This is a genomic window from Amycolatopsis coloradensis, assembly GCF_037997115.1.
GTDB lineage: Bacteria > Actinomycetota > Actinomycetes > Mycobacteriales > Pseudonocardiaceae > Amycolatopsis > Amycolatopsis coloradensis_A.
This window is the reverse complement of the sequence record NZ_CP150484.1, coordinates 5,990,026-6,009,436: the sequence shown is the minus strand read 5'-3', so window position 1 is coordinate 6,009,436 and position 19,411 is coordinate 5,990,026. Positions and strand designations below refer to the sequence as shown.

Annotated in this window: 25 protein-coding genes and 2 tRNA genes; 13 read left to right on the top strand and 14 right to left on the bottom strand. The window is 67.4% G+C overall.

Annotated features, from left to right (window positions below):
* Positions 1-27: 27 nt before the first annotated feature.
* The 4 genes from LCL61_RS28155 (at position 28) to LCL61_RS28140 (ending at position 3,518) form a co-directional block, all read left to right on the top strand.
* On the top strand, positions 28-603 hold the full coding sequence (locus LCL61_RS28155) for a dTDP-4-dehydrorhamnose 3,5-epimerase family protein (RefSeq protein ID WP_340682526.1): 576 nt from the start codon (positions 28-30) through the stop codon (positions 601-603).
* A gap of 67 nt (positions 604-670) precedes the next feature.
* Positions 671-1,675: a dTDP-glucose 4,6-dehydratase gene (locus LCL61_RS28150; RefSeq protein WP_340682525.1), complete on the top strand. Its 1,005-nt coding sequence runs from the start codon at positions 671-673 to the stop codon at positions 1,673-1,675.
* Complete coding sequence (locus LCL61_RS28145; protein ID WP_340682524.1) at positions 1,672-2,871, top strand: DegT/DnrJ/EryC1/StrS family aminotransferase; 1,200 nt, start codon at positions 1,672-1,674, stop codon at positions 2,869-2,871. The genes LCL61_RS28150 and LCL61_RS28145 overlap by 4 nt, the downstream gene beginning before the upstream one ends.
* Positions 2,868-3,518: a formyltransferase family protein gene (locus LCL61_RS28140; RefSeq protein WP_340682523.1), complete on the top strand. Its 651-nt coding sequence runs from the start codon at positions 2,868-2,870 to the stop codon at positions 3,516-3,518. The genes LCL61_RS28145 and LCL61_RS28140 overlap by 4 nt, the downstream gene beginning before the upstream one ends.
* A gap of 22 nt (positions 3,519-3,540) precedes the next feature.
* Here the strand turns inward: LCL61_RS28140 and LCL61_RS28135 are convergent, their stop codons facing one another.
* On the bottom strand, positions 3,541-4,752 hold the full coding sequence (locus LCL61_RS28135) for a UDP-N-acetylglucosamine--N-acetylmuramyl-(pentapeptide) pyrophosphoryl-undecaprenol N-acetylglucosamine transferase (protein WP_340682522.1): 1,212 nt from the start codon (positions 4,750-4,752) through the stop codon (positions 3,541-3,543).
* Positions 4,753-5,102: 350 nt separating this feature from the next.
* Between LCL61_RS28135 and LCL61_RS28130 the strand changes: the two genes are divergently transcribed.
* The 3 genes from LCL61_RS28130 to LCL61_RS28120 all read left to right on the top strand — a co-directional run bounded on the left by LCL61_RS28130 (position 5,103) and on the right by LCL61_RS28120 (position 7,137).
* Positions 5,103-5,525: an NUDIX domain-containing protein gene (locus tag LCL61_RS28130; RefSeq protein WP_340682521.1), complete on the top strand. Its 423-nt coding sequence runs from the start codon at positions 5,103-5,105 to the stop codon at positions 5,523-5,525.
* A gap of 226 nt (positions 5,526-5,751) precedes the next feature.
* The gene (locus LCL61_RS28125; RefSeq protein ID WP_340682520.1) at positions 5,752-6,114 is read left to right on the top strand and encodes an Lsr2 family protein; all 363 of its coding nucleotides are present in this window, start codon (positions 5,752-5,754) and stop codon (positions 6,112-6,114) included.
* Between the two features lie 198 nt (positions 6,115-6,312).
* A complete protein-coding gene (locus tag LCL61_RS28120; RefSeq protein WP_340688695.1) occupies positions 6,313-7,137 on the top strand; it encodes an SAM-dependent methyltransferase in 825 nt (274 codons plus the stop codon).
* Between the two features lie 89 nt (positions 7,138-7,226).
* Here the strand turns inward: LCL61_RS28120 and LCL61_RS28115 are convergent, their stop codons facing one another.
* The 3 genes from LCL61_RS28115 to LCL61_RS28105 all read right to left on the bottom strand — a co-directional run bounded on the left by LCL61_RS28115 (position 7,227) and on the right by LCL61_RS28105 (position 9,094).
* A complete protein-coding gene (locus LCL61_RS28115) occupies positions 7,227-7,775 on the bottom strand; it encodes a DUF6624 domain-containing protein (protein WP_340682519.1) in 549 nt (182 codons plus the stop codon).
* The gene (locus LCL61_RS28110; protein ID WP_340682518.1) at positions 7,768-8,442 is read right to left on the bottom strand and encodes a class I SAM-dependent methyltransferase; all 675 of its coding nucleotides are present in this window, start codon (positions 8,440-8,442) and stop codon (positions 7,768-7,770) included. Before LCL61_RS28110 ends, LCL61_RS28115 begins: the two co-directional genes overlap by 8 nt.
* A gap of 415 nt (positions 8,443-8,857) precedes the next feature.
* Positions 8,858-9,094: a hypothetical protein gene (locus LCL61_RS28105; protein WP_340682517.1), complete on the bottom strand. Its 237-nt coding sequence runs from the start codon at positions 9,092-9,094 to the stop codon at positions 8,858-8,860.
* Between the two features lie 220 nt (positions 9,095-9,314).
* Between LCL61_RS28105 and LCL61_RS28100 the strand changes: the two genes are divergently transcribed.
* Positions 9,315-9,854, top strand: a complete 540-nt coding sequence (locus LCL61_RS28100; RefSeq protein ID WP_340682516.1) for a hypothetical protein — start codon at positions 9,315-9,317, stop codon at positions 9,852-9,854.
* A 94-nt stretch (positions 9,855-9,948) separates the two neighbouring features.
* Positions 9,949-10,260 carry a hypothetical protein gene (locus tag LCL61_RS28095; RefSeq protein ID WP_340682515.1) on the top strand — a complete coding sequence of 104 codons (312 nt, stop codon included), beginning with the start codon at positions 9,949-9,951 and terminating at the stop codon, positions 10,258-10,260.
* A 151-nt stretch (positions 10,261-10,411) separates the two neighbouring features.
* On the opposite strand, the gene LCL61_RS28090 is transcribed toward LCL61_RS28095, so the two are convergent.
* Positions 10,412-10,837 (bottom strand): hypothetical protein, encoded by a 426-nt coding sequence (locus LCL61_RS28090; protein ID WP_340682514.1) that lies wholly within the window; start codon positions 10,835-10,837, stop codon positions 10,412-10,414.
* A gap of 431 nt (positions 10,838-11,268) precedes the next feature.
* Between LCL61_RS28090 and LCL61_RS28085 the strand changes: the two genes are divergently transcribed.
* Positions 11,269-11,523, top strand: coding sequence for a DUF2188 domain-containing protein (locus LCL61_RS28085; RefSeq protein ID WP_340688694.1), 255 nt, complete (start codon positions 11,269-11,271; stop codon positions 11,521-11,523).
* Positions 11,524-12,114: 591 nt separating this feature from the next.
* Positions 12,115-12,237, top strand: coding sequence for a hypothetical protein (locus LCL61_RS28080; protein WP_340682513.1), 123 nt, complete (start codon positions 12,115-12,117; stop codon positions 12,235-12,237).
* A 214-nt stretch (positions 12,238-12,451) separates the two neighbouring features.
* Here LCL61_RS28080 and LCL61_RS28075 read toward each other — a convergent pair whose 3' ends face one another.
* The 3 genes from LCL61_RS28075 to LCL61_RS28065 form a co-directional block, all read right to left on the bottom strand.
* Positions 12,452-13,474 carry a hypothetical protein gene (locus tag LCL61_RS28075; RefSeq protein WP_340682512.1) on the bottom strand — a complete coding sequence of 341 codons (1,023 nt, stop codon included), beginning with the start codon at positions 13,472-13,474 and terminating at the stop codon, positions 12,452-12,454.
* A 579-nt stretch (positions 13,475-14,053) separates the two neighbouring features.
* Positions 14,054-14,410 (bottom strand): hypothetical protein, encoded by a 357-nt coding sequence (locus LCL61_RS28070; protein ID WP_340682511.1) that lies wholly within the window; start codon positions 14,408-14,410, stop codon positions 14,054-14,056.
* Complete coding sequence (locus LCL61_RS28065) at positions 14,361-14,630, bottom strand: hypothetical protein (RefSeq protein ID WP_340682510.1); 270 nt, start codon at positions 14,628-14,630, stop codon at positions 14,361-14,363. Before LCL61_RS28065 ends, LCL61_RS28070 begins: the two co-directional genes overlap by 50 nt.
* 71 nt (positions 14,631-14,701) lie before the next feature.
* Here LCL61_RS28065 and LCL61_RS28060 point away from each other — a divergent pair, with 71 nt between their 5' ends.
* Positions 14,702-15,076, top strand: coding sequence for a hypothetical protein (locus LCL61_RS28060; RefSeq protein ID WP_340682509.1), 375 nt, complete (start codon positions 14,702-14,704; stop codon positions 15,074-15,076).
* A gap of 5 nt (positions 15,077-15,081) precedes the next feature.
* Here LCL61_RS28060 and LCL61_RS28055 read toward each other — a convergent pair.
* The 6 genes from LCL61_RS28055 to LCL61_RS28030 all read right to left on the bottom strand — a co-directional run bounded on the left by LCL61_RS28055 (position 15,082) and on the right by LCL61_RS28030 (position 18,261).
* Positions 15,082-15,153, bottom strand: a tRNA-Trp gene (locus LCL61_RS28055).
* Between the two features lie 133 nt (positions 15,154-15,286).
* A tRNA-Asn gene (locus tag LCL61_RS28050) sits at positions 15,287-15,360 on the bottom strand.
* An 899-nt stretch (positions 15,361-16,259) separates the two neighbouring features.
* The gene (locus LCL61_RS28045; protein WP_340682508.1) at positions 16,260-16,451 is read right to left on the bottom strand and encodes a hypothetical protein; all 192 of its coding nucleotides are present in this window, start codon (positions 16,449-16,451) and stop codon (positions 16,260-16,262) included.
* 327 nt (positions 16,452-16,778) lie between these two features.
* On the bottom strand, positions 16,779-17,018 hold the full coding sequence (locus LCL61_RS28040; RefSeq protein WP_340682507.1) for a hypothetical protein: 240 nt from the start codon (positions 17,016-17,018) through the stop codon (positions 16,779-16,781).
* Complete coding sequence (locus tag LCL61_RS28035) at positions 17,015-17,263, bottom strand: hypothetical protein (RefSeq protein WP_340682506.1); 249 nt, start codon at positions 17,261-17,263, stop codon at positions 17,015-17,017. Before LCL61_RS28035 ends, LCL61_RS28040 begins: the two co-directional genes overlap by 4 nt.
* 221 nt (positions 17,264-17,484) lie before the next feature.
* Positions 17,485-18,261, bottom strand: a complete 777-nt coding sequence (locus LCL61_RS28030; protein ID WP_340682505.1) for a zinc ribbon domain-containing protein — start codon at positions 18,259-18,261, stop codon at positions 17,485-17,487.
* Positions 18,262-19,179: 918 nt separating this feature from the next.
* On the opposite strand from LCL61_RS28030, the gene LCL61_RS28025 reads away from it, so the two are divergent.
* Positions 19,180-19,392 (top strand): hypothetical protein, encoded by a 213-nt coding sequence (locus tag LCL61_RS28025; protein WP_340682504.1) that lies wholly within the window; start codon positions 19,180-19,182, stop codon positions 19,390-19,392.
* Positions 19,393-19,411: the final 19 nt, after the last annotated feature.

The window sequence follows — 19,411 nt, the reverse complement described above, 5'->3', positions numbered from 1 at the left end:
CGGACTCACGGAGGAGGCCCACCGGACATGGGGACCCACGTCACCCCGCTACCGATCCCCGGCGCGTGGAAGATCGAGACCCCTCGCCATGAGGACGGACGGGGGAGTTTCCACGAGTGGTATCGAGACGACACCGTGCACGCCGCTACCGGCGGAAGCTGGCACCCGCGACAGGCCAACATGTCGGTGTCTCTCAGGGGAGTGCTGCGCGGGATCAGCGTGGTCACCGGGGCGCCCGGGCAGTCCAAATACGTCACGTGCGCGCGAGGCGCGGTGCTGGACGTCGTGGTCGACGTGCGGACAGGGTCGCCGACGTTCGGCCGCTGGCACCTGGAGCGCCTCGACGAGGACCACCACCTGTCGCTGTACCTCGGTGAGGGCCTCGGGCACGCGTTCCTGTCCCTCGCCGAGAACTCGATGCTGCTGTACCTGCTGTCCCAACCGCACGACCCCGGCCGCGAACTCCGTGTCCAGGCGCTCGACCCGGACCTCGGGATCACCTGGCCGCCCGAGGTCACCGTGCACCAGTCGGCGAAGGATCGTGCCGCACTCTCCGTCGCCGCAGCCGAACGGGCCGGGCTGCTCCCCGCATACACGCTTTGAGAAACCAGAAATCAGTTCAGCACCAGCATTTGTCCCATCAACCGTGTCGAGACAGATTGGACTGACCATGCACAGAGTGCTCGTGACGGGCGGCGCCGGATTCATTGGCTCACACCTGGTCGACCGTCTCATCCAGGCAGACCAGGTCGACCAGGTGACCGTCCTGGACAGTCTCACCTATGCCGGCGACCGGCGGAATCTCGCCGCCGCCATGGACTCCACGAAATTGACGTTCGTCGAAGGCGACATCCGCGACACAGGCCTGGTCGGTGATCTCCTGCCCGGCCACTCGGCGGTCGTGCATCTGGCTGCCGAGTCCCATGTGGACCGTTCTCTGCGCGACGTCGGCAACAGTGTCAGCACGAACGTGATGGGCACACAAACCCTGCTCGACGCCGCGATGCGCTGCGGTGTCCAGAAATTCGTGCACGTGTCCACCGACGAGGTCTACGGGCCGATGCCGACCGGCTCCGCCCGTGAAGACGCCCCACTGCGGCCCACGGTTCCGTACGCGGCCAGCAAGGCGGCCAGCGACCTGATGGCCATCTCGTACTTCGTCAGCTTCGGCGTGCCGGTCTGCATCACCCGCAGCTCCAACAACTACGGTCCCCGCCAGCACCCGGAGAAGCTGATCCCTCTGTTCCTGCGCAAGCTCCTTACCGGCGAACCCGTCACCGTGCACGGTCACGGGCAGCACCTGCGGAACTGGCTGCACGTCGAGGACAACTGCCGGGCGATTGAGCTGGTCCTGCGCCGCGGCGTCCCCGGCCAGATCTACAACATCGCCGGCGGAACCGACCTCACCACCCTGGAACTCACCGGGCGCCTGCTGCGAATCGTCGGCGCCGGTTGGGACGCGGTCACCACCGTGGCGGATCGCACCGCGAACGACATCCGCTATGCGATGGACTGGAGCAAGATCGCCGAACTCGGGTTCCGGCCCCGGCGGGACCTGGCGTCGGGTCTGGCCGAGACCGTCCAGTGGTATCGAGGACACGCCGATCGCTGGCCAACGACCGAATCCGCGGCACAACATGCCGACGCCATCGAGCTGACGGCGGTCGGCGGATGACCGTCGTGACAGCACCAGGCGGGCCCCGAGCAAACGCCCGGCCGTTCCTCTACGGCGACGAGATCACCGCCCTTGCTCGCGCGCTCGAGAGCGGCCAGTACGGGCACGGCGCGGAAACCGAGGCCTTCGAACGCGAGCTGGCCGCCTACCTCGACGTGCCGGACGTGGTGGCGGTCGCGACCGGCACCGCCGCGCTGCACCTGGCGCTCCTAGCCGCCGGGGTCAGGCCGGGGGATGAGGTGGTCGTCCCGTCGCTGACCTTCTGCGCCAGCGTCCAGGCCATCGCCGCGACCGGTGCCCGGCCCCGGTTCGTCGACGTCGACCCAGCGACCTTGTGCACCACCGCCGACCACCTCCGCGCCGCCCTCACCCCGGCCACCCGCGCGGTCATGCCGGTCCTCTACGGCGGCCGCGCGATCGACCTCGCCGACGTGCGCGAGCACCTCGCCGCCCGGGACATCGCGATCGTCGAGGACGCGGCACACGCCTTCGGCTCCGTCAACGGTCTGCGGCGCGTCGGCGCCACCGGCGACCTGACCTGCTTCAGCTTCGACGCGATCAAAGCACTCACCTGCGGCGACGGCGGGGCAGTCGTCCCCCGCACCGCACGTGAGGCCGCGATCTTGCGCCGGGCTCGGGCACTGGGCATCCCCCAGACCCGGGCCGAACGGGGCGCCGCGGTGTCCTACACCGTGGAGGGTGCCGGGTTCCGCTACCACCTCTCGACTCTGCACGCCGCGATCGGCCGGGTCCAGCTCGCCCGCTTTCCCGAGATGGAAACTCGCCGTAGGAGCCTCTGGATCACCTACGAGACCGCACTGCGCGAGATCGAGAACGTCACCGTGGTCGACCTCGACGTCGCCAACACCGTGCCGTTCACCTGCACGGTCCTCGTTCCCGCGCCGCTGCGGGACGAGGTCCACACGCGGCTGCGCGCCGCCGAGATCGCCGTGGGTGTGCACTACCCGCTCAACCATCTCCAGCCCGCGTTCCGCTCGTGGGCCAGCCCGCTTCCACGGTCGGAGTCGCTGTGGCGGCAGATCCTCACCCTGCCGTTCCATCCCGCCATGACCGCGAACGACGTGCACACCGTCGCGGCGGCCCTGCGCAGAACACTCCGCCTCACCACCAGCACGACCTACGCCGAGGCGACCGCACCCGATCAGGATCTGGATCACCTGAAGGCACCACGGTGACTCTGCGCCGTGCCGCCGTGCTCGGGAAAGGCAGCCTCGCCGTACACGCCTGCGAGGTCATCAGCGCACTGCCCGGCACCGTCCTGGACACTGTCATCCCCAACACGCCCGAGCCCGACTGGGACATCAGCCTGTCCCGAGCCGTCGAACAGAACTGGCCGCACACACGCGTGCTGCGCTCCGGAGACTGGCGCGACCTCGAACCCGGACGGTGCGATCTCGTGTTCAGCGTGCTCTACGACAAAATCATCGGAGCCAGCCTGATCGACAGCACCCCACACATCCTCAACTGCCACCCCGGACGCCTACCCGCCTACCGCGGCGCCCGCCCGGTCAACTGGGCACTGCACAACCGCGACACCCTCGCCGGCATCACGATCCACGTCATCGACTCCGGCATCGACTCCGGCCCCGTCCTCGCCGAAGCCCTGTTCTCCATCTGGCCGGACGTCGACGAGGTCGCCGACGTCTGGTCCCGCGCCATGGACCACGGGCGCCGCCTCATCACCGACACCCTGCCCCGACTCGACGCCATCACCCCCAAACCCCAAGACGAGACCAGGGCGACCACGCACTACCGGCGAGACAACCACCTGCTCGGCGACCGCGACGGCTGGACGCGGGCCACGACACAATCCCGCCGCTGACAACATCGGCCAACGCCCACGATCACCGACGCTCCCGCGCCGCGTCCAAGACGACGTCGACGAGCCGATCCGCGGCGTCGGGCCTGCCCTGCGCGCGGGCGAGGTCGGCCATGGCGTGGCGCCGCTGCGGATCTGCCAGCAGCGGCGCCACCGCGTCCTGAAGGTCCGCCGCCGTGACGTCGGCGCCCAGCAGCGCGGCCGCGGCGCCCTGTTCGGCGAGATGCCGCGCGTTGTGGGCCTGCTCGCCACCCGCCGAGGACGCCAACGGAATGAACACCGCCGCCATGCCCAGCGCGGTCACCTCGGCGATCGTCCCCGCCCCGCTGCGCGAAATGATCACGTCAGCCAGTGCGAACACATCAGGCAGCTCCGCGCCGATGAAATCGACCGGCAGATACCGGGCAGCGAGATCCGCCGGCAACCCGGCCGCACACTCCCGCTGGCCCTCCACGGCCGCTGTGCCGCACTGGTGCACGACGTTGGCCCGCTCCAGCAGCCACGGCAGGATCGACGAGACCAGCTCGTTGATCTGCCTGGCGCCCTGCGCGCCGCCGGTGACATACACCGTGGGCAGCGCCCGATCGAAACCCTGCACGCCGAGCGCCTTCACTGCCCGGTCAGCGTCCCCCGTCAACACCTCGGCACGCACCGGATTCCCCGTCGCGACAGCACGCTTCCGCGTGGCGGCCGACAGGAGCGGCAGGGTCGATTCCGACGACACCGCCACCCGAGCCGCCACCTGGGCCAGTACCCGGTTCGCCAAGCCCAGCCGCAACGTCTGCTCGTGAATGACCAGCGGACGGCCACACACCCGCGCTGCCACCCCGACCGGCACGGCGACGTAGCCACCGGTCGCCAGCACGACATCAGGCCGGAAACGCGCCACGGCCGACCGCGCCTGCACAACGCCGAGCGGGACCCGGGCCATATCGGTCAGATTGGCCCGCGACAGCATCTTCAGCGGGTTGCGCGCACGACGGATCTTCCCGGTGGCGACCGCCTGAAACGGGATCCCTTGATCGGCGGTGACGCGCGCTTCCAAACCGGCCGCGTTTCCCACCCACAACACCTCGACGGTTCTGCCCTGATCAGCCAACCGGGCCTGCAGCGTGCGGATAGTGGTCAGCGCGGGATAGGTGTGCCCGCCCGTCCCGCCGCCCGTGACCAGCAACCGGAACGCCTGCTGCTGCTGATCGTGCTCGGTGCCGGCCTGCGCGGCGTTGTGCTTGGTCATCGTCAAAACCTGCTGTTTCTCGCCCTGCCGGGAAGGGGTGACCGTGATCCGGCGTGAACGCCAGCTTCCGCGCGGGATTCTTCCACAAGCACCGATGGCGGTTGAGCGCCACTCACACTACGTCGGGCATCGGCGGGATACCGTCCACTATGGACCCGGCAAGGGTTGGATGGGGAGGCGCGGCTGTGGGCGCGCGGGCATCGGCGTAGGTGCCGCTGGCTCACGCAGGCCTGTTGTTAGAGGGTATGACAGGGTTGTATGGACGATCTGGCAGACGGGAATTGTGGCTCGTGACGATCACAGAGCAGACAGCGTCTACTTTCCTGGTGCAATGCAGGCAGATGCGGTGGATGATCGGGCTTATCTGGCACCACCGCCTGCACATCACCTTGCCGGCCGGTGGCCATCAGGAACCGGGGGAGAGCATCGGCGAGACGGCGGTGCGCGAAGTGCGCGAAGAGGCGGGAGTACGGTGCAGGCTCCTGCCGCTGCCACTGCCGGCCTCGTTTCCTCACCACACGATCGCGGCCCCGTGGTGGATCGCCGAAGTCCCGGCCGGGCCCGATAACCACACCGGTGTACCCCACGTCCATCGTGATCACGTGTACGTTGCCGAACCGGACGGCGACTATTCCGGCGACGCAGAGTCCGCCGTGCAGTGGTTCAACGCGGAGGAACTCGCGCACGCAGACGGAGTTTCGGACGACTCGCGGATCCAGGGTATCGAGATCCTCACGATCCTGCAGCGCCACGTAGAGCAGGACACCGACTGAGCCCCACGAAACTCCGGTTTCGCGATAGACGAAGACCGGAATGAACAGTCCTGAGTGGAACGCTCTTGACGAGCACCGCCCCGCAGTCAGGTTTCCCTGTGGCCAGGACCGCGGGATCGTGACGGGACAAGCTTGTTTCTGTCGCCGATTCGCGGGCATGGGATAGCCGGGGCTGGTTTGTGGGTACTATTCTGTGGTTCGATATCTCATTCTGGAGGGACGTGGCGTGGCTCGGAAAGTTTCGGTAAGTGTTATCGACGACCTTGATGGCACGGAAGCGGACGAGACCGTGGAGTTCGGTCTCGATGGCGTGATGTACCACATTGATCTGTCCACGGAGAATGCGGAAGAACTTCGTGACATCTTCGAACAGTATGTCGAACACGGTCGGCGGGCTGGTGGACGCAAGCGTAAGGCCGTAGCGGCCCCGGCTACGGCTGCGTTGTCGGTGGTGTCCAAGGCACCGACGGCGGCCGACCGCGAGCAGAACCAGGCCATTCGCGCCTGGGCTCGCAAGAACGGGTACGACGTGTCCGATCGTGGACGGATCCCATCCGAGGTTGTCGAGGCGTACCACAAGAGGAACTAGCGTTGACGCTCGGAGGGGCATCGACAGATGTCCCTCCGACGTTGCCGGTGACGACCGCCGGTGTCCGGATCTACCGGTTCGGCCGCCGCCCGGCCACATCGGCTCGTCACAGCGATCCGGACGTCGCGTTGCTCCGGGAGCAGATAGGGTGCCGATACCCGTCGCGCCACCTGAAGACCATGGGGGAACACGATGAGCATGGATGACGCCGCCCGTGTGGCCACCTCGGTGGACAAGGTCTCGGTGGGGCGGGTGTATGACTATCTGCTCGGCGGGACGCACAACTACGCCGTCGATCAGGCCTTCGCCGAACAGCAGCTCGCGGTGCTGCCGGAGATCCGGGACTTCGCCCGCGCGAACCGCGCCTTCCTGGGCCGGGCCGTCCGTTTCATGGTCGGGCAGGGGATCCGGCAGTTCGTGGACATCGGCTCCGGATTGCCGACGCAGGGCAACGTGCACGAGGTCGCCGACGAGGTGGCGCCGGGTGAATGCCGGGTGGTCTACATCGACAACGAACCGATCGCCCGGGTGCACGCGCAGATCCTGCTCGAGCAGACCGCGGACCCGAACCGGCACGCGGCGCTGGACGCCGATTTCTTCGACCGGCGCCTGCTGTGGGACCGCGTGCTCGACACGGGCCTGATCGACCGGACCCAGCCGATCGGACTGCTGCTGGTCGCCCTGCTGCATTTCATGCCCGACGAGCAGAAACCGCACGCCGCACTCGGTTTCCACCGCGCGATGCTGCCGCCGGGCAGTTTCCTGGCGGTCTCGCACATCCATGTCGCGCCCGAGGACGTCGACACACAGAACGCGGGCAAGCGGGTGGCGCAGGAGTACGGGCGCCGCACCAACCACACCGCGATCATGCGGTCGCGCGAACAGATCGCCGAGTTCTTCGGAGACCTGGAATTGGTCGAGCCCGGTCTGGTGTGGCTGCCGCAATGGCACCCCGACACCGGGGACACTGGTAAGGACGCTGCCCGGTCGCGTGGCCTGGCCGGGGTGGCACGCACCCGCTGACCGGGCACGTTCATGTACCGCTAGCCCGCCGCGTCGCTGGTACGACTCCCGGGAGATGGGGGAGTCGGGGATGACGGGCTGGCCGCCCCTTATGCGGTGTCGATGTCGGCGTAGCTGGGATATGCGGCCGCCAGGGTCGCGTCCGTGAGTGGTTCCAGCCCGATCGACCGGCTCCGGGCGTTCACCCCGGCCGGGTCTTCGAGCGGGTACAGCCGGCATCCTCTGCCGGGGAAGCACAGGGACTGGGTGCCCCAGCGCTGCGGTCGCCGTGCGTCGGTGGCGACCCTGTCGGCAAGGTAGGCGTGATCGCGTACCGCGACATCGTCGTCGGGGTCGACGGCCGCGGCGAGCAGCGGAAGCCAGCGCGCCCGCTCCTCAGCGGGCGCGTGCTGGGCGAGCAGCCACGCCGCGTGCGCGGCCTCCGAACCCACCAATCGCGCGCCCGGCCAACCGACGCGGTCGACCACCGATGCCAAGAACGCCGTGTTGCGGGAGTCGACCTCGTTCACCTGTCGCCACTGCTGCTGTGCGGGATAGCCGGGGTCCAGCTGCGCACGCACCGCGCGGTCGAACTCGGCGCGCTGCAGTAGTCCCTGCCCCAGAGTCTCCAGGTCACCGGGCTCGTCGCCATCACCCATCCGGCACACTCTTCTCCGAGGCCCGCAGTTGTGCTTCGACGATCAAGGTTCCCAGCTGCGCGGGGTCCGGTGCGGCCTCGACGCGTGCGTGAACGGATCTGAAGCCTCTGGCGCGCAACATCTCTGCCCACATCTCGGGCTCGTAGGACCACCGGTACACCCACTGGGGCTCGGCGCTGAACAGAGCTCCGTACGTTCCCTGGATTCCGTAGGCTCCCGGCACCGGGGGTGCGTGGGAAAACACCAGCTTTCCGCCTGGTGTTAGGCGTTCTCGTACGAGTGGAAGCACCACGGCTGGATCAAGAAACCAGAGCGCGCCCCAGATCGAGTAGATCGCCTCCCAGGCCCGGTCCGACCCGGCCAGGAACTCCAGCACGTCAACGTGTTCGAAACGGGCGCCCGGGACACGGCCCCACTGCCGGCAGGCCCGCTCGTACTGAACGCCAGAGAGGTCGACCCCGGTCGCGTCGACGCCGCGCATGGCCAGGGCCGCGACCGCGTCACCGTGACAGCACCCGAGATCGAGTGCTGTGCGCGGCTGGCCGAGCAACTCCGGTCCCGGGCCGTGAGCGGGATACTGGGTCCAGCCGAACGTGTCGGTGGTTGCCAGGCTGTCTTCGGCCCTAGCCGTGCGCGAGGCGTAGCGATTCCAGTAGCGGCTACTCATCGGCCCGGTCAGTCGAACTCGGACTCGACGTTTCCGTCGATACGATTCATGATCTCCACGGTCGCAGTCCCGCTCGGCCGAAACCAGCGGCCGAGCGGGCGAATCGTGTTCGAAAAGCCGGCGTGTTTCGGGTGTAACGGCCGTGACTACGTCCCGACTTTGACGACGGTGGCGCCGCGCTGTTCGTGTGCCTGCCAATACGCCGCCCCGCCCTGCCCCAACAGTGTCAAGCAGCCATCGCACAGCACGTGAGGATTCTCGATCGGCTTCGTCCCATACTTGAAACGCAGCCGCAGCGGGGGTGTCGTCGTTCTCGGTCTCCACGTCGCGGATCATCGATCGGCCCACCGACAACACCGTGCAGAAACACGACCGCCGCGACCGGGCTCACACCCCGCCCAGGAGATCACTGGGCTCACGCTGCCGCGCTGCTCCAGGACCAGGCCGTGCGCAGCGCGGTGATGAGCGCTTCGTCGTCGGCGAAGGTGGGTTCCTCGCCCACGGGCAGCCAGACCTCGTCGACAACGTGGTCACCGTGGCGGCGGACCAGCGAGATGCCGGAATAGGAGAGTGTCTCCGGCTGGTCGTCGACGTCGCCGATCGCCACGGTCTTGCTCGCCCAGCGCAGCTGGACAACTCGGTCAGGCCGCATCCCACCACACCTCCCGTGCTCGTCGTCTGGGTTATGTCGTATCCGGGCGTGTGCGTGTAACAAGGGTTGAGCCCGCCGACCGGGGCGGAAAGCGTGGCGGCACCTGGTCGGGTGGTACGAAATCGGGCGCGGTTAGGCCGTCCGGGTTACCGTGGCCTGGCGAGCGGAAGACGTGTCCGGCCGGTTCCAGGCTGGCGTTGCGTGGCTCGCGGGAGGGCCGATGGCACACGACGGACGGTCGAGGGTGCCGGCGTTCATCGAGCCGATGCTCGCGACGTCGTCGAAGAACACGCTGCCCGACGATCCACGCTACGTGTACGAATGGAAGTGGGACGGCTATCGGAGCGTCCTGCAGGTCGCGCCGGACGGGACAACGCGGTTGACCAGCCGCAACGGCAACGACTTCACCGCCCGCTATCCGGAACTGGACGGCGCCCTGGGCGACGCGCTCGGCGGCCGGGCAGGGGTGCTGGACGGCGAGATCGTCGCCCTTGATGAGCACGGGCGCCCGGACTTCGGGCTCCTGCAGAACTACGCGGGCGGCGACGTGGCGGTGGCCTACTTCGTGTTCGACGTCCTTCTGCTCGGCGACGACGACCTCACCGGCGAGCCGTACGAGCAGCGGCGGGCGGTCCTCGAGGAGATCGAGCCGCCGGACAAGAACCTCGTTGCGATCACCCCGTCCTACAGCCACGCTGATCTGTCCGCGACCGGCATGAGCCCGGCCGACCTGCTCGACGTTGCCGCCGAGCGGGCTTGAGGGTCTCGTCGCGAAGAAGAGCGGCTCGAGGTACTACCCGGGGCGGCGCTCACCGGAGTGGGTCAAACACCCGCTGATCCAAACCCTCGAGGTCGTGGTGGGTGGCTGGCGCCCGGGCCAGGGCAACCGCGCAGGCACCGTCGGCGGGCTGCTGCTCGGCGCCCACGACCCGGACGGGAACCTGCAGACACTCGCCCCGCGGGATCGAAAGACGAGCCCCTTCGCCGGTGACGTTCCACGCGACCGCGCCCGCGGTGCCCGCTGGGTCACCCCGGACCTGGTCGGCGAAGTCGTGTACCGGCAGTTCACCCCAGGCGAGCATCGCCTCCGCCACACCGCCTGGCGCGGATGGCGCCCAGACAAAGACCCGGCCGACGTCTTCGTCCCCGAACAGCCTGCCCGCTAACCTAAGCCGACGACACCCGACAGCGCTGCCGTGACGGGGACATAGCGCAGCCCCCACCATCCTCAGTCTCGGCGTCCGGAACCTGCGGTCTGGTAGTCGGAACGCCGTCCACATCGTGGCCGACGTCGCTTCTGGTGGTGATGGTGATGGGTCAGAAGAGCAGGTGAGTGCAGCCCAGCGGACGGGCCCCGAGGTCGTATTCGCCGGGATAAGCCCTACGGATCGCGTCCCAGAAAGGTTGGGCGGTTGCCTTTTCCGGGGTGATCGCCCAGCGGTAGCCGGGCAGGTCGCGGCGGAGCCGGTCCAGGACGCGGCTGCCGATGCCGTGTCGCTGCGCGTCGTCGACGAGTTCGAGCTCGCCGAGCAGGGCTGTCTTGCAGGCGTGGCAGACCTGGTAGTCGATCCCGCTGATCTCGACCCCGCCGCGGTAGATCCGGTGGACGTGGAAGGTGACCGTCTCGCCGTCGAACCGGGGCTGAGACGGGCTGAGCCAGACTTCGTCGCCGAGGTCGACCGTGCGGGTGGCCGGAGTTACGGGCCAGGTGGCCTTGTCCACGTACATCAGAGTCCGGCGCATCGGGCCGCACTGTCCACTCGGGACATCGACCGGGTGATCCCCGTGAACTTGGCCGTGGACGGCGGGAAATGGAGGTGGCCGGTTTCCCGCGTGCGCGCTATGCGGGAAACCGGCCACAGCGGCCTGGCGGCGCCCACTAGGGGGAGGGTCGCGCCGCAGACAGGTAATCCCATCCCGGGATCCCTGCAGATCTACCCGCGTTTCCCAGGGTGCGAAACCACTCGTTCAGGCGAGACAGGGTGCGCGGTCACGAATCGCCAGAAACACAACCCGCCCATAAGGGGCATGGAGCGGTATGCCCGGCGGCCCGGCCACGTGAGTCGAGGACCAGACCGGGGCAGCGCCTTCAGTACGCACCCGTCCGGGTCGTCTCGGCGAGACCCCGTGCGGACGACGTTCGGATCGCCACGTGACTGGGTAACCACCGATCAGTGGAGAGATCATGCGGGGAGAGGAGTGCCACGGTGCAGGGTGACATCGAGACCTACTTCGAAGACGGCCAGTGGAAGAACAAGGTCGAGGGCAGCACACGCGCGACCAGTGTCCATGACACCAAGGCCGACGCTGTCGAGAAGGGCCGAGATATGGCGCGAGAACGCAAGGTCGAACACTTCATCCGGAACCAGGACGGCCAGATCGGCGAGCGGAACACCTACGGTCATGACCCGCGCAACATCCCCGGTTAAGCGTTGGAGATGGACCCGGAGGCGTCGTGTCCGTTTAGCCGATCGGGGGAGGGGCACTCGTGGTGCCGGGTGTTGTTCAGGGAAGAGCGGCGCTCTGGTCCCGCCGGTGCAGCCCTGCGTCCGGCGGGACGCAGGGCTACTCGCCGAACGATGAGCCGGCACCGATCTTCGAGTTTCGGTCAGCACCGCCCGCACTGCCTCGCGATCGGGCAAGGACGGCTCGACGTGTCTCCCCGCGGCGACGATCACCGTCGCGACGTTGTGCAGCTTGACAGTGGTGTGCTGGGAGATCGACTTCAGTGCGGTAAATGCCTCCTCGGCCGACCAGCCGCGCAGCAACATGAACATTCCCTTGGCCTGCTCGATCACTGGCAGGGTCTCCAGCGCCCGGCGCAGCTGGTCCCGCTCGACCGAGGGATCCTTCAGGTCCTCGTGTGCCGTCATGATCTCTATTTCAGCGCACCCCCGCGTGCGGGCAATCACCGCTCCGGCCGCCGACCTCGACGGGGCATCCCTCTTTTCGCGTGATCGGGCGACGTACCCTCAGTCCGCGCCAGGCGGGGTGAGGCAGACGTCCGCTGGCGCGGTAACTTGCCGGAACACGACCTCGCCGACCAGGACCGGACCTACCCACTGCGCGCGGTCGACGTCCGCCCGCGGCGGATCGACCGCGAACTGGTGCTGCGGCCAGGACCGTCGGTGCGGCGTCGCTGAACCCGGTGCCCACATCGCCGATGTACCGCAGTTCCTCGTTGTCCGGGTCGTACGCGTCGAGCAGCAAGCCGCCCACCGTGCCGGTGAAGCGGCCCCTCCCTGGTGCTCCGCCACCCGCAGACGATCACCTCGATCGTCTGGGCGAGCGGATGTTTCATCCAGGCGTCGGCTCGTTGTCAGGCGCCGCCAGTGTGAACGGGGTGTCACGACCGGTTCACACGTTCGGGGAGAAGTGCTCGGGCATGTAGCGCTCGAACAATTCGTCGTCGGAGCACTCGCGGTCCACAGTGGAGCGCGAGCAGAGGGCGACCAGCTCGGGCCGGGCCGGATCGTTGAGCGCGGCCGCCGGTAGCCAGGCGATTGGCCCGGGATCGCTGCCCGCGCGGGCGTTCTCCGGTGCCAGCCGCACCGCGAGCAGACCGGGACGGCGAGCAGGCCAGCCTGGTGTGTCGAACACTGGCCCGGTGGCGTCGAGGTCACCGGTGTCGACCGCGATCGCGCGCGGGTGATGTTCGCGCAGCAAGCCGATCCGGCGAAGCAGATTGCTCGACCGGGTGTTGAAGCGCGTGCGGTTCTTGGCCTCGTCGCCGAATCCGTAGCGGCGGATCTCAAGACCGACAGGTTCGGGCAGATCCCACCAGACCGGATCCTCGTTCTCCCCGTACAACGCACGCAGCCGCTCGCAAATCCGAGACCAGGCGGCGTCGGTGATGCCGGGGAGCACGATCCGGCCGGGGACATCGGGATCGTCGTACAGCCGGTACAGCTCCAACCCGTCCGTGGCGATCCGCGCCCGCAGGTACGGGACACCGAGCGCGGCCGCCGCGTCCCGCCCGATCCACGATGGGAGAGGGGAAAGGCGATCGCCGCCGTTGTCGCGTGCCACAGCCTGGCGAGTTCCGACGTCGGCATACCGGATGACTGGCAGGACGGAGTGCAGAAAGGCGATCATCGCGTCGGGATGGACGTCGATCCGCAGTTCCGTGGTGCGCGGGGTGACGGACCTGATCCCCACCACCGTGCCCGCCGGACACGTCGTGCCCGCGGCCACGCTGCCCCGGCCCAAGCACAACAGGATGTCGTACTCGAGCTTGCGTTGCGGCGCCCCCATGACGATCGGGCGGGTACCCGGCAGCACGCCGTGCTGCTGGTACTCGACCGCGGCGCGCTGGTGGTTCTCCATGGTGAGCGCGCGGCGGCGGCGGATCTGGTCACGGCGGTGCAACGCGGTAGGCACAGCAAGCTCCTGACCGTGCGGTCGTCCCGGCAGCGACCGACGTCAGGCTCTGGCGTGCAACGAAGCTGCGTCACGCGATGATCGTCGGTGGTCCTGTGCTGCCCTGTGGGCCGGCTTCGGCTCGGCGCCACCGCCGGGAACGACCTGTGGCACGTCATCGCTGGGCCTCGGAAATGCCCGTGCCACGGACGCTACCAGGTCCGCAGAAACCCGTGCCGTTGGTGTCGGCGCCTAAACGTAATTGGCGACGTTCGGGGAGCCTGGTCGAGAACCTCGTGCCGCCACGGCGAGCGGGCCAGTCTGCTCGGTCTCGTGCTGTGCCAGGGAAGTGGCCGGGTTGGACATCTTGCATAGGCGATACGGAGGCCGCCCTGAGGGCCGGTCCGTTCTGCACGCCATCGCGACAACTCGTCAGCGGTGACCAGAACAGCGAGAGTTCTCGGGACGCCGCAGCACCGACCACACTGTGGCCTAGATCGACAGGCCACCACGTCGAAGGCCGCCGATCATCGACCATGCGCGCCCCACCGACGCGCTGCGAGTGCGACCGCCACAAATAGCAACCTGAGGTTCTTGGGTTCAGTCGCCTACCGTGATGCCGCGAGACTGCGTGATGCCGTCGAGCAGGTAGGAGTACTGCGGGGTCATAGTCGCCGCCGCGGCGAACCTCGGCCGGTTGAACTGGGTGGTCCCGTACACCGTCAGTCCCAGGGGTGCACCGTCGAGGCGTTCCTGGGTGCCGTCGGCGCGCATGCGCCGCGCGGGCTCGGAGGAACGGGGATCGAGGATCGACTTGAGGTATCCCTCGACGTCGGTGTCCGTCTCGCGGTGCCAGACGATGGTGCAGCCGTCGAGCCTGGTGACTTGATCGCCAGTGCGGCGGACTTCACGCCGCACGCTCGCGGCGTTCCGTGTCCTGGTCTTCCGCGCGGGCACGGGCCGCGAACTCCCTGCCCGGCACGATCACGACCTGGCCGACGGCCTCGGCGCCCTCGGCGTCGTGCTGGAACAGCCAGACCTCGTCGGGCCAGGCGCCGTGACGCCGGGCGGCCGCGGGGTAGGCGGTGGGGTCCTCGTGCCAGAGCCACAGCTGGGAAGTCTCACCGACCACGTCCGGCCGGAACCGGGGCGCCCGCCGCGGGTCGCGGTCCAGCACGAGAACTTCCACAGGCAAGCGACCCGGACGTCTTCGCGAAGGGGCCGACGTCGAGCACTATCGACGCGGCGGTGGCACCGAAGCTCACGGAGACCGGCGTCGGGCACTTCCGACGGTGGGCGCTGGAGGGCAAGACCTCGACCTTGCGCGCCAACTCCATCTCGATCGTGGGTTTCCTGCCAGGCCGTGAGAACGCGGACGTTGTCGCCCAGGCGTTGGACACCGATGCGAAGGTGCGGCGCTTGTGTGTCGCCTCGGAGGTCTCGCGCCTCATGCAATGGGATTGGCCGACGTCGCTCGCCGTCGCCGACGATCCGACGACGGCACCGGAACCGGCCGCACTCGCGAAGAAGCTCGCGAAGGAAGCGGTCGATCCGAAAGACTCCGAGTCTCGCTGGGTCGCCGGCTGGCTTCTCCAGCGGCTCGCTCCGGTGAGCGCGGGATAGAGGAGCACGGGCGCGGGGAATCGAACCCCGTTCGCTGGTTTTGGAGACCAGAGCCTCGACCAATCGGCCTTGCCCGTCCGTGCCCTACGTCGTCAGGCCGACGTCACCGCTGTGACCGCTCTCCGGGACCAGAGAGGCGCGCGACCGTCCGGCCGGTGCGCGAGGTGGCGTCACCGCGCGTGGCGGGATAGGCCGGTTCCTGTCTCCGTGCTCCCAGACCAGGGCTCGAAGCTGGGACATGCGGGTTAACGGCCCGCCGCTCTGCCAACTGATGCTATCTGGGAAAGACCTGCTTGGTGACGCGCGGTGCAGCACAGTGCATACTGTTCGTATGCGTCCGCCCGGTCGAGCCCGATGTGCAAAAAAGCACCGCAGGTCTCGGCTTTGGGATGTCCACATCTTGTCGATGCTCGTGACGATCGTGCTCGCGATGGTGCCTCGGCTGAGTGAGGCATCACTTCCTGCAAGGGCGCGGGGTTTCCGGCTGCCCTTGCGCGACCAGGCTATTCGGCAGTTCGCAAGCAGCCCGAACCATCCACTGGTCACGGCCTAATCGCGGATCGGCGTCATTCGTCATCCGCGGTGAGCTTATGTAGGCGGCAGGACCTAGTGCGCTGCCTTCGGCTCCCGCTTAACTTCGGCAGGGAGTTGGAATGGACCCTCAGACTTTTATCTTGCTCGGCAAGTTGGCGGCTTATGGCCCAGGGGCCGCCGTCCTTGGTCTTTTGATCATGAACTTACACCGCTTCACCGACGCATACGAGGCGGTCTCGGCGACGCGATTGCGTAACAAGGCGGCGAGACAGACGCTTAATTGCGAACTTAGTGAGTCTCAACGGGACCGCGCAGTGGTCGTCTTTGAAGGGCTGGTCCGTTCAAGGCGGGCAGACGATGACGAGGTAGCTCCACTCGATCGCGCCGATGCCTCTCCCGCGAAGACGGCGACCAGAGTGCGGCGTAGGAAACCGTCCTAGCGCGTCACGAGAAGAGGAAGGCCTCGCCGGGCGCTTCAACTCCGGGTAGCAGACGGAGGAGCGCACTCGGCGGGGCGGCGGTCGGCTACGGGGATCACGCACTGCCGATCGCAGAGCCTCCGGACCGGTCTGCGGCGCCCCCAAGGGCTCGCGTCGGCGGACCCAGAGGGTCCGGGCTCTCTACCTAGGAGATCGGCGAACACGGTGACTCAGTCGCCGTGCTTCCAGGCACGGATGATTGCGGCAATACCCGTGAGGACAATGCCGAAAGCCCCCGCCGCCGCGAGGTGGGGGGAGACGATGGCGGCGAGAACGAGAATCGCGGCGAGAACGACGACGAGGGCTGCCAGAAGCCAGCCTGGACCGACTTCATGGATGAGCCGAAGGATGACCTCGTCCACTTTGGATGGTTCTCGCGAGGGCTCCGGCGCCGAAGCCGGAGTGATGTCTTTCCGGGGCATGGCGCCGATCGTGCCCGTTGCGGGGCGGGAACTTCAAACGCCCCAAGGTGCCAATAGGGCGTTATTGAATAGTTATCTGAGTTTGTGCTGTGAAAGTGCGACGCAAAGCGCGCTAAGGCGACTGTTTGCGACACCTATGACTCTGAGCAGCGCTGATTACAACAAGTAGCGACGATGTCGCGGCCAAACCTACTGGCATTCTGGCGATTGTGATCCTCGCCACAAAGGTAAAGGCCCCGCCTTCCGAGGAGGAAGACGGGGCCTTTGTCACCGACAGGCGCGGCAAACGGACTGGAGACCGTCCGGCCGAGCAGCGTTCCGGCCGAACTCGGCGACCGGCTTCTCCACCTGGCAGGCCGGGCACCGTTTCGACTCCCGGAGGATCCGAGGGACGCTAGCGGCCTCGGCGGCGCGGAGTCGCCGACCGACGGCGTGACGGATCACTGCCGCCGCGTTGGCCTGCTCGATGGGGTCGGCGATGTCGCCGACGAGTTCCATGATGGTCAAGCCGCTCCCTCCTCAGCGGCCAGGAACGCACGGCCCTTCTTCATCGGCCAGGCGAAGGCGGGCGAGCTGCCGTACTCGATGTAATCCTGGTCCGCCATGCGGTGGAGCTTCGCGAGCGCCACCTTCGGCGGAAAGCCGTCGTGGATCAGCCGGGCCAACACTCCAGGTGTCCGGAGCGGCTCGGCGGCCCACTCCGACGCGTATGCGAGGACCAGGGTGAGCGGGACGTGCTTGCGCTGGATCATCGGCCCACCCGCTCGATGCGGTTGCCGAGGACGAGAAAGCAGAACGCCCCCCCGGACGACGATGAGGCCCACTCGGTCATCGAGCCGTAGCGCTCGAAGTTCGTGAGTCCGACGTCCAGGAGGCGGTCAGCGATCGTATGGCAGAGGGCGGCGAGCCGCTTGGCAGAGTTACGGACAAAGGGCGTCATGTCCGGGAGATCTGCGAAGCGGCGCCGCCGTGCTCAGGCAGCCTTCACGACGGCGAGGCCATGGCGGTAGGTCAACTCGGCGTGTTCGAGAACCGTGGGCGGATTTGCGACCATGACCACGCGTCGCGGGTCCCACTTCTTCGACCCCTTATTGCCTGTCGAGAACCGGAGACCAACGATGGAAGCGTAGTTGGCTCGGAGAAGCTCACGCCTGGCTTCCGGGTTCTCGGCCGTTCCTTTCCAGGTATCACGCATCGTGCGACCAGTCGCCGTGATCCGCTCCGTGACCTTCCTCGGCGCGTTCTTCGCCGCGTCGCGTCGAGCCTGGGCCTCCTGGAGCTTCGCGATGGCCTCCGGGGTCAATTCGTTCGTCATCGCCGTAAGGGCCGCCCCGGCGTCAGCCAGCTCGGCCGCTCCCGTGACCTCGCGGCGCCTCACGTACTCAGGAAGGTCGCCGAACGCGGCAAGGAACGCGCGCTCGACGTGGTCCTCCAGCAACGCCGAAGAGATGTACGGCGGACGAGGACATCCTCCTGAGGCATCGTGACGACAGAAGTACATCCCCTTACCCGCATTGTGCGCCTGACTGAAAACGAGGTATCGCCCGCACGAGCCGCACTCGATCACTCCGGCGAGCCAGCGCGTGGTCTTCCGTCCTCCAGTCTGCTTACCGCGCGCGACGTTCTCCGGGGTCGGCTGGAGCTTTCCGTGGAGCGTCACGGACTCGTCCGGCGTGATGATCTCGGGAATCGTCACCGGCTCGCCCTTCGCGTTGAGGACGGGAACTCGAACTCCGTTCACGGTGCGCATGAGACGTCCCGCTACCGCATCGCCGGTGAGGACCGCCTTCACACAGGTGATTGACCACGCCTTCGCGTGGCGGGGCCTGTATCCCTCGGCGAGTTGAGCCAACGCGCGACCGCGCCCCACGACACATCCTCCTGGAGTGCCCTGTCTGCGGCCTCGCGCACGACTCGCGCTTCCTCGGGGTGATGCTCCAGGACGAAGCCCTTGCCGTCCTCGGCCTTCACCGGACGGAAGCCGTAGGGGACCATCCCGCCGGACCAGCGACCGGCCGCGCGGACTCGCCGATGGCGTGCGGCACTCCGGTCGCTCATCCGTGCGCGTTCGGCGCGGGCGATCTCGGCCTGGAGAACGGAGCGAAGGCGGAACGAGGTGTCGTCGCCTTCGGAGTCCAGGCCCTTCGCGTCGAGGAGCCGAGCGGGTGTCCGGATGACCTTTCCGTAACCGGGTCCTTGCCCCCGACCGCGTCGAGGATGAGGGCGGCGACGTTTACACCCTCTCGGGTGAGCCGGTCCACGTGCCAGGTGACAAGGGTGTCGACCTGGCACGCAACGAAGTCGGCTTCCCTGCGGGGCCACATTTGCCCACGAGGCATCACCACCAGCCATGGGCCAATCAATTCCTATACAAAGAATCATTCGAATAGATATTGAGATAGATAGCCGAAAGACTGATCAAATCTGTCCTTAACGCTAGTGTTAAGGACAGATTGAACTATTGACTCAAGTCGGCATGTCAACTGATATGGACATCCCCGTTGTCCGACAACAGGTTCGCGTGTCCAGAAATGACCCCGACGGCATCCCGTCGATGAGCTCCGGCTATTCTCGTGCGCGGTGTCACTCACTCCATGATCTGCTCGGTCTCGACCGCTCGGGGAGGGCGGTCGGAAGACCGGCAGGCCGCCCGGAAAGGAGAACACGGATGAGTGAACACCGAAACGATGGAGACGACTCCGGCGACCCGTCGCCGGACAAGTTTCGCGGCCCGTCGCCAGACAATACTGGTGACCGACCGTTGGATCACGTCTCCAGCCGAGGTAAAGATCCCGACTGGAGACGCAACCTCATCACGGTGATCCAGCTCCTCACGGTGCTGGCTGCCCTAGCCCACGAAGTGTGGAAGCTGCTGGGCTAGGCAGGGGCGGCGTTCGTCC